Annotated in this window: 5 protein-coding genes and 1 pseudogene; 1 reads left to right on the top strand and 5 read right to left on the bottom strand. The window is 63.4% G+C overall.

Annotation, left to right across the window (positions count from 1 at the left end; translation table 11 throughout):
- Nucleotides 1–108, top strand: a pseudogene (locus GSQ88_RS15500) (DUF736 family protein); the annotation flags it as partial.
- A 48-nt stretch (nucleotides 109–156) separates the two neighbouring features.
- Here GSQ88_RS15500 and GSQ88_RS15495 read toward each other — a convergent pair.
- The 5 genes from GSQ88_RS15495 to GSQ88_RS15475 all read right to left on the bottom strand — a co-directional run bounded on the left by GSQ88_RS15495 (nucleotide 157) and on the right by GSQ88_RS15475 (nucleotide 8,206).
- Nucleotides 157–699 (bottom strand): hypothetical protein, encoded by a 543-nt coding sequence (locus GSQ88_RS15495; RefSeq protein WP_159008609.1) that lies wholly within the window; start codon nucleotides 697–699, stop codon nucleotides 157–159.
- A 176-nt stretch (nucleotides 700–875) separates the two neighbouring features.
- Nucleotides 876–1,328 carry an ester cyclase gene (locus GSQ88_RS15490; RefSeq protein ID WP_159008608.1) on the bottom strand — a complete coding sequence of 151 codons (453 nt, stop codon included), beginning with the start codon at nucleotides 1,326–1,328 and terminating at the stop codon, nucleotides 876–878.
- Between the two features lie 214 nt (nucleotides 1,329–1,542).
- A complete protein-coding gene (locus tag GSQ88_RS15485) occupies nucleotides 1,543–2,481 on the bottom strand; it encodes a DUF2493 domain-containing protein (RefSeq protein ID WP_159008607.1) in 939 nt (312 codons plus the stop codon).
- A 315-nt stretch (nucleotides 2,482–2,796) separates the two neighbouring features.
- Complete coding sequence (locus GSQ88_RS15480) at nucleotides 2,797–3,855, bottom strand: DUF7146 domain-containing protein (RefSeq protein WP_159008606.1); 1,059 nt, start codon at nucleotides 3,853–3,855, stop codon at nucleotides 2,797–2,799.
- Between the two features lies 1 nt (nucleotide 3,856).
- Entirely contained in the window at nucleotides 3,857–8,206 is a 4,350-nt protein-coding gene (locus GSQ88_RS15475) for a strawberry notch-like NTP hydrolase domain-containing protein (protein ID WP_159008605.1), read from the bottom strand.
- Between the last annotated feature and the right edge of the window lie 145 nt (nucleotides 8,207–8,351).

The raw sequence follows: 8,351 nt of genomic DNA, 5'->3' as shown, positions 1-8,351 counted from the left end.
GCTCCGAGCCACCGGGTCTACGTCGGCCGCGCAGAGATCGGGGCCGCCTGGTCGAAGCGCTCCACAGAGGGCCGCGATTATCTCTCGGTCAAGCTGCACGAACCGACGAACCGATATCGGCGTTGATCCCAACCGAGAGACGATAGACCCGTAGAGTCACCTGAACTTGGTCGTAGCCCCAGTCGGCGGCTGCGCTGGCCCGAGCGCAACGCCCGGTCTGAGAGCGGGCTCGGCCAAGATCGACACGCGTGCCCAGGCGGTGCACCCGACGGCGATGGAGCCAAGCATGGCGAACGACTCCTGCCACCATTCCTGGGGAATACCGAAGTGTGCAAGGGTAAGGGTCACTTCATACCCAGCGCGAGCCGCCGGAAGCGCGAACAGCAGTCGAATGAGAAGGCGGATGATGGGCGAGCGCGCGACGGAGACGGCGTGCTGCGCGACCACGAGTGCGAAGCCGGCCGTAACGAAGCCAACGACGATGGCACCGACCGGGCCTGCTCCGGCTTGAAATGAATAGATCCCCACGGTCATGCCGACGAAGAACGGCAACGCGTGGATTGCGAGCGCCAACAGTGCCCAACAGAAGATGCCGAGCCCGACGATATTGAGAAGAACGCCGATGATGATCATAGTGATGGGTCCCGTGACAAAGGTTGCAAGGGGCGCGCCTTCCACCACCACCACGGCGCGGTCCAAGGAATAGCTGATCCCGCCCGTGTTTGGAATCCCTGACGGTCAAATTTCAGACAGGAACAAGCAGTGCTGGAGAGCTGCCCGGTCGCGGTTGCGATGGATACCGGTCGCGCTGACTTGCCGCCGTTGCCGGCCTTCGAGAGGGCGATCAGGAAGGCCGGATTTTCGATTGTCGTTAGCTAAGCAGCAAGCTTGATCAGCCCGAGCTGCTGCAGCGCGGTGACGCCATCGTCGAGCCCGATTTCTTCGGTGATCTTGCCGTCTTTCAGCTTTAGAACGGTCGTACCGGTAAATCGCATTTTCCGACCGGTGTTCGCGGGCAAGAAGCCGGCCAGGAAATCGCCGAACGCGGGACCGGTGTGCGTCCCACCACCTTCCCAGCGGCCGACCACGTAGTCGCCCTCCGCGATGAGATCGGCGGCACCCCAGAAATTGAGATCGGGAAAGGCCTTACGGAAATCCGTCATAAAAGCCTTGATGTCTTCTCGCCCGCGACGCGGCTCGTGTAGTGAGTACTGGAGGAGCATATCCGGCGCGGCGAGTTCGTCGACGATTCCGAGATCGCACGTCTCACCCCAGAACTTGGTGAACCAGCGGCCGACGATGGCCTTGTTTTCATCTTCTCTCGGCATGTTCTATTTCCTCTTTGCTCCGTCGTCTCAACGGACGATCGGATCGATCGATGCAATGGACCTTGGAGCAGATACGTGGGGTCTGCCACCCGATTTCCGACCGCTTCGCAAGACGGCAGGGGCAGCAGCCGTTTACGACCGGAGAAAAACAACCGTTACAACTGCGCAAGCGGGTTTGGTGCGTACATTGTATGCGAGGTGGAAGGGGTGGCGCTTACGCGCCACCGTTGTCGAATTTCCACACCGGGATGCCGAGCTTCCGCGCCTTGTCGGCCAAGTTCTCCTGAATGCCGGTGCCGGGGAAGACCATGACGCCGATGGGCAGCACATCGAGCATTTGATCGTTGCGCTTGAACGGTGCTGCCTTGGCGTGTTTGGTCCAATCGGGTTTGAAAGCGATTTGCGGAACCTTGCGGTGGTCGGCCCAGCGGGCGGCGATACGTTCGGCGCCCTTCGGCGACCCGCCGTGCAGCAGCACCATGTCTGGATGCTTGGCATGGACCTGATCGAGCTTGTCCCAGATCAGGCGATGATCGTTGCAGTCCAGGCCGCCTGTGAAGGCGATCTTTGGCCCGGCGGGCAATAGGACCTCGGTCTCGGCCCGGTGTCTGGCGGCGAGGAAGTCGCGACTGTCGATGACAGCCGAGGTCAGCGCGCGGTGGTTCACCATCGAGCCGCTGCGCGGATGCCAGTGCGATCCGGTGTGACGTGCGAAGTGTTCGGCCGCCTGGTCGCGGAAGTATTCCATGCTGTTGCGCCGCTCGATCAGTGTCATGCCCTCGGCAGTGAGACGTTCGAGTTCGACCGAGCGGATTTCGGTGCCATCCTGGTCGCGTTGGCTGCGCTTCTGCGCTTGTTCGTTGTCGTCGAGTTCGCGTTCGATGCGTTCGTTGGCGCGGTGGAAGAGATTTACGGTCGACCAGAGCAGATCCTCTAGATCGGGTTCGAGGCGGGTCTCGCTCAAACTCGCGATGAGAGCATCGAAGATGTCGGCGACGGCGGCCGCGACGATACGGGCTTCGGGTAGCGGTCTCGGGTCGGGTTCGTCCTGGAAGGGGCGATAGCCGTGAAGCTGAAGTTCGGTAAGGACGTGATCGGTCGGGGATGTGGCGTGTGGCTGTTCGTAGTCGGTCTCGTTGCGCTCGATCGTCATGGCGGCTTTCCTTGGTCGGGACGGCCGCGCTCATCGCGGCCTTTGTGGCGACGAAAGGCGGCGGGCGGACCGGACCTGCACCGCCGAGCGCAGCGACAGCGGCCGTAGCGAAGCGAAGGATGGCGGGAGCCGGCTATTTTGGCTCGCGATGTAAAGCGCCCTTTAGGGCGCGACGGAAAATAGTCGGCGGACGCCATTGCGTGGCCGGACCGCCTGCCGCACGGTCGCCCTCTCAAGAAGGCCGTGAGCGCGGCCCTCTCCGAATAAAGAGAAGCCTGAGGATTGACGGTGCGCCGTCCGGGCGGAGTACCAGCCTCATCCCCTCTTCCCGTCTAAACCCCCCGCGATCAAGAACCGGCCAACGTCCTCCAGGGTGAGCTGGATGCGCAATGCTGCACGTAGCGCGTTGAAGTCAAAATTCCGTAGATCCTCGTTGAAATCTCCACACTGCGGCGACAGCACCATCGCCTCGATCCCGGCCGACTGCGCCCGGTCGAACAGTCCTGCTACCGCGCCATCGCCCGCCCGATCGTCGTCACGGACGATATAGAGCCGGCGCAGCGTTGCTGGAAACAGGATGGCTGCGAGATGCGCGGCCGAGAGCGCTGCGACCATCGGCATGCTGGGCATAACGCTGCGGAGTGACAGCATGGTCTCGATGCCCTCGCCCGCCGCCGTCACGTCGCCAGCCGGACCGAAACGGACCGCGTGCCCGAGAAGGTAACCCATCGCCCGGCGTGGGGTATCGACCGGTGCCTTGTCGCGCCCTGACGGATCGAGCCATGTGCGGTGCGCGCCGGTGACGCGGCCCTGAAGATCGGTGACAGCCGCAATCATAGCCGGCCAGGTTTCGGTCGGAGCGTCTGCCTCGGGACGATAATAGCAGCGTGGATGGAACCGCAGGCTGTCGATGCCGTGCAGATTAGTGATGCCGCGTCCCCGCAGGTAAGTCTCGACAACCGTGCCGGCAATCGGCTGCGACATGCCGAACAGACGCCGTGCCGATTCCGGTGAGCCGGTCGGTACCGGTGGAAGGCACGATCGACCGTCGAATTCCGGCTCGGATCGCGGCAGGCTCAGGAAGCGTCGTGCTTCCTCCGTGACGTCGTAGAAATCGACCAGGCCGCAACTTTCCTTGATAACGTCGAGCAGGTCGCCGTGCTCGCCGGTTGCCGCGTCAGTCCATTTGCCCGCAGGGCGGCCAGCCGCGCCTCTCGGTTTCAGCCGAACGAACATCGATCGGCCGGACGTGTTCCTGACGTCGCCGACCAGCCAGTAATTGCCGACGCGACGTCCGTTGGAGAGATAATGACGGCACACCGCCTCGGCCTCGCGCGCGAGGCGATGTGCCAGTTCTGCCGCATTTCGCGGCATGTCACGCCGCCGCGCGATCGGCGATGCGGGCAATCGGATAGCACTCCAAAACCTTGGCCAGGATCGCAGGGCCAGTCGCATCGACCGGGACAAAGAAGCGCAGCTTCCACGAAATGATCTCGCCGAACAGGCCGTAGGCGCGCAGCCGATCCCGCATCGTGTCAGTGAAACCTGTCAATTCGATCCGGTTCGCACCCATCACGCGGACGCGCCTGACCTGGAGACCCTCGGCGAGATCGAGGATGGTCTTGCCATCGATCAGCGCGGTGAAGGCGTCGTCCGACGAAAGATTGGACGTTCCGCGTTCCAGCGCACTGGCGACCCACGACGGTGAGACCTTGCGGCCGATAATGCGCTCGCCGGTGTCGGTTTGGAGTCGATAGACCCGTGTCGATTCGTTCGGCAGGCGCTTCCAGATCGGCAACAGTAAGCCTGCAACGATATGGATTTCGCTGTCGGTGAACTCCGGAACCTCGGCGATTTCGGCCGCCCAGGCGCCGACAAAGGTGTCGCGGTCGACTTCCCGCCAGTTGGTCTGCGGCATCATTGCCAGCGGTATGGTGGGATGTTCCATCGGGCGGATGAGACGGACCCGGCGTTCGACTTCGCCGTCGTCGAGCATCAGGCTTCCGGCCGGAACCTGAACGGCGGCGCGGCCCGACTGGCTGTTGACCAGAAGAACCGCGCGGGGATCTGAGAGACGCTCCAGCGCTTCATCTGTTGTGACCGGACGATTTCGCTCGCGCTTGACGATCGTGAGCAAGCGGGTCTCGGCGGAAGTGCCGGGATGGGTGTAGATCGTCTGCCGGTCGGCGACGACGAAGCTCTCGGCCGTCAGCGTCTCCAGTCCAACATCATAAGTGCCGGACGCGATTGCGCCCTCGATCCGCGCGGTCAGCAACTGCTCGAAAACCGTAAAGAGGATATTCTGGAGATCGATGGTCAGCGCCAGTAGGCGATTGAGGAACGTCGTAATCGGCGGCAACTCATCCTTGATGCCATTCGGGTCGGTGAGCTTCAGCCCGGTCGCGTCCTCGAACGCCTGAAGCGAACAATTCCTGACCTTGCCGGTGACTAGAAGGACGTAGAGTTGGCGCAGCGCGTCCCTCGCGTAGTGACTTTCGAGATTGTCTTCTGGACGGAACAGGCCCTGCCCGCCGGTCTGGCGTTGTCCCTTGGTGATGGCGCCCAACGTGTCGAGACGCCGCGCGATGGTCGAGAGAAAGCGTTTTTCGGCCTTCACATTGGTGGCGATGGGCCGGAATAGCGGCGGCTGCGCCTGGTTGGTACGGTTGGTGCGGCCCAATCCCTGGATTGCCGCGTCGGCTTTCCATCCGGCTTCCAGTAGATAATGCGTCCGCAAGCGCCGATTCTTCGCCGACAGCTCCGCGTGATAGGAACGCCCGGTACCGCCGGCGTCGGAGAAGACGAGGATGCGTTTGACGTCATCCATGAACGCCTGGGTTTCGCCGAGATTGGCGGAGCCGGCGCGGTTCTCGACGACCAATCGATCGACGCCATCACCCCCTCGCTTGCGGACGATCCTGCGGGAGCGGCCCGTCACCTCGGCCACGATGCCGGTGCCAAAACGCTGCACGATCTGATCGAGCGCGCCATGAACCGGCGTCAACGACGCCAGCTTCTCGATCAAACTATCACGACGCGCGACGGCGTCTCGGCATTGCACCGGCTGGCCATCTCGGAAAGCCGGTCGCGACGACAGGTTACCCTCGCTATCGGTAAAGGGCTCGTAGAGTTGGGTCGGGAAGCCGTGCGCCAGATAATCCAGCACATATTCGCGCGGGGTAATATCGACCTGGACGTCGCCCCATTGCTCGGTAGGGATTTCGGCAAGCCGGCGTTCCATCAAGGCCTCGCCAGTTGAGACGATCTGGATGACGGCGGCATGGCCATCGCTCAGATCTCGCTCGACCGACGCGATCAGCGACGGCGTCTTCATCGCCGTGATGAGATGATTGAAGAAGCGCTGTTTGGCCGATTCGAACGCTGATCTGGCGGCGGACCTGGCCTGTGCGTTCAGCGTGCCGGTCGCGCCGGTAATGTTCGCAGCCCGCATGGCCGCGGCGAGGTTGTTATGAATGATCGCGAAGGCGCCGGCATAACTGTCATAGATGCGGATTTGCTCGTCAGTGAGCTGATGCTCGATCAGCTCATACGCGATGCCTTCGTAGGACAGCGACCGCGCCGTGTAGAGACCGAGCGCCTTGAGGTCGCGCGCCAGCACCTCCATCGCCGCGACGCCGCCCGCCTCGATGGCCTCGACGAACTCGCTGCGCGTCGCAAACGGAAAGTCCTCGCCGCCCCAGAGTCCGAGGCGCTGGGCGTAGGCGAGGTTATGAACCGTGGTGGCGCCGGTCGCCGAGACATAGACAATGCGTGCGTTTGGCAGCGCATGCTGAAGGCGAAGTCCCGCACGGCCCTGCTGCGACGCGGCCTGGTCGCCGCGTTCGCCCTTGCCGCCTGCGGCATTCTGCATCGCGTGGCTCTCATCGAAAATGACGACACCGTCAAAATCGGCGCCCAACCATTCCACGATCTGTTTGACCCGCGAAACCTTCTCGTCGCGCGCGTCGGATCGCAGCGTGGCGTAGGTTGTGAAAAGGACGCCCTGGTCCAGACGGATCGGCGTGCCCTGGCGGAAGCGCGACAGCGGCGTGACCAGCAGCCGTTCCATGCCGAGCGCCGACCAGTCGCGCTGGGCGTCCTCGATCAGCTTGTCGGACTTGCTAATCCACACCGCGCGGCATCGGCCCTTCAGCCAATTGTCGAGCAGGATGCCGGCGACCTGACGGCCCTTCCCCGCGCCGGTGCCATCTCCCAAAAACCAGCCACGCCGGAATTGCACGGCATTGTCCGCATCCTCGCGCGCCGCGCAGACCAGGTCATAGGTCTCGTCAACGGTCCATGATCCCGCAAGGAGCTGGGAATGCGCCTCGCCCGCATAAATGACGGATTCAAGCTGCGCATCGGACAGCAGACCGTTGGCCATGATGTGGGCCGGAAGGTGCGGCCGATAGGACGGGACCGGCGGCGCCACTGACGCCATGGCGGCTGATTGGACCAGCTTGGTGGGATGTGGCTGAGAACCGGGAATACGGATCGATTGAAGTGCATATTCTTCGTAAAGCGCCTCGGTGATCCGGCCGCCCTCCGCCGGTGTCCAAGCAACGGTCTCGTAGGCAAGTTCAGCCCCTGCCGGATCCGATGTGGGAGCCGCGACGCCGGATGGGCGCATTGCATAGGCGCGGACGGTTCGCGGAATGCCCGGACGTGCGTTTGGCGAAGCGGCGAGTGCCGTCGCGATCGGCAGTCGTGCCGGAACGTACTCCGTGACCCATCCGAGCAGCGTGGCAACGTCCGGCGCCCGGCCCGGACGCGACGGAAATGTCGTCGCATCGTCCGCCGGCAACCGGTCAATCACGGTCAGCCGCGTCTCGATGGTGGTGCCGTGTTTGGCGAAGACCGCGCCCGCAACGGCGGCGCTGAAGACAACCCGTCCGTGTTCCTGCAAGCGGATGAAGGCATCGCGCCAGACTGGATTGTCAGGAGAACAACTCGCCCCGGTGATTGCGACCAGCCGGCCGCCTTCGGGGAGCCGCGCCAAGGCCGACGCGATATGTCGCAAGGCCGCGTCGGCCATGTGGCGATCGACGTTGGCGACAACCGAGAATGGAGGATTCATCAGGACAACGCTTGGCTTGATGGCGGTGTCGAGATGATCGTCGATATTCGCGGCGTCGAAGCGGGTAACGCCGAGGCCGGGAAAGAGAAGTGAAAGAAGTCCAGCGCGGGTCTCGGCGAACTCGTTCAGAACGAGCGAAGCTCCTGACAACTCGGCCAGGACCGCGAGCAAACCCGTGCCAGCCGACGGCTCCAGCACAACATCCGCCGGCATGATTGCGGCCGCGATGCTCGCCGCGAAACCAAGTGCGATGGGTGTGCTAAACTGCTGAAGCGCCTCGCTTTCTTCCGAACGGCGGGTGTGGGTGGGAAGAAGGCCGGCGATCTTCGCCAGCATCGGCAGCATCGCGCCTGGCGAAGCGGCACGCGCGCGCATGGCCGGACCGAATTTGCGAAGGAACAGGACGGTGGCTGCTTCACAGGCGTCGTAGGCCGTCTTCCAGTCCCATCCCCCATCGGCGTCGGAGTTGCCAAAGGCGTTTTCCATCGCAGTGCGCAACATCGGCGCATCGACGCGCTGACCGCGCTCTAGATGGAGAAGGAGTTGTTGCGCGGCGCTAGCGATCGCGCGGGTCTTGTTCAGAGAAGCGGGCGCAACGGGAAGCGGCGCAGCCGCAACAGCGGCCACGGATGCGGGAATGATCGTCATGGAGGGAGCCTCGGAGAGCGGGGAAGGATCGAACCGCGGGGCGCTCTCTCGACCACGCCGGCTCAAACCCGTCCCGGCCCGCCTCTCCCTCTTACGGAGACGCTGACTGACGGCCAAGAAGACGCAGGCCGAATTGCTCCGCACC

This window comes from Bradyrhizobium sp. S69 (assembly GCF_009766005.1).
In the GTDB taxonomy this organism is placed as follows: Bacteria; Pseudomonadota; Alphaproteobacteria; order Rhizobiales; family Xanthobacteraceae; genus Bradyrhizobium.
This window is presented reverse-complemented; position numbering and strand designations above follow the sequence as displayed.

What these genes read in the sequence shown, in the direction of transcription:
- GSQ88_RS15490 (WP_159008608.1), bottom strand. Translation starts at nt 1,328, where the DNA reads ATGCCGAGAGAAGATGAAAACAAGGCCATCGTCGGCCGCTGGTTCACC.
- GSQ88_RS15485 (WP_159008607.1), bottom strand. Translation starts at nt 2,481, where the DNA reads ATGACGATCGAGCGCAACGAGACCGACTACGAACAGCCACACGCCACA.
- GSQ88_RS15480 (WP_159008606.1), bottom strand. Translation starts at nt 3,855, where the DNA reads ATGCCGCGAAATGCGGCAGAACTGGCACATCGCCTCGCGCGCGAGGCC.
- GSQ88_RS15475 (WP_159008605.1), bottom strand. Translation starts at nt 8,206, where the DNA reads ATGACGATCATTCCCGCATCCGTGGCCGCTGTTGCGGCTGCGCCGCTT.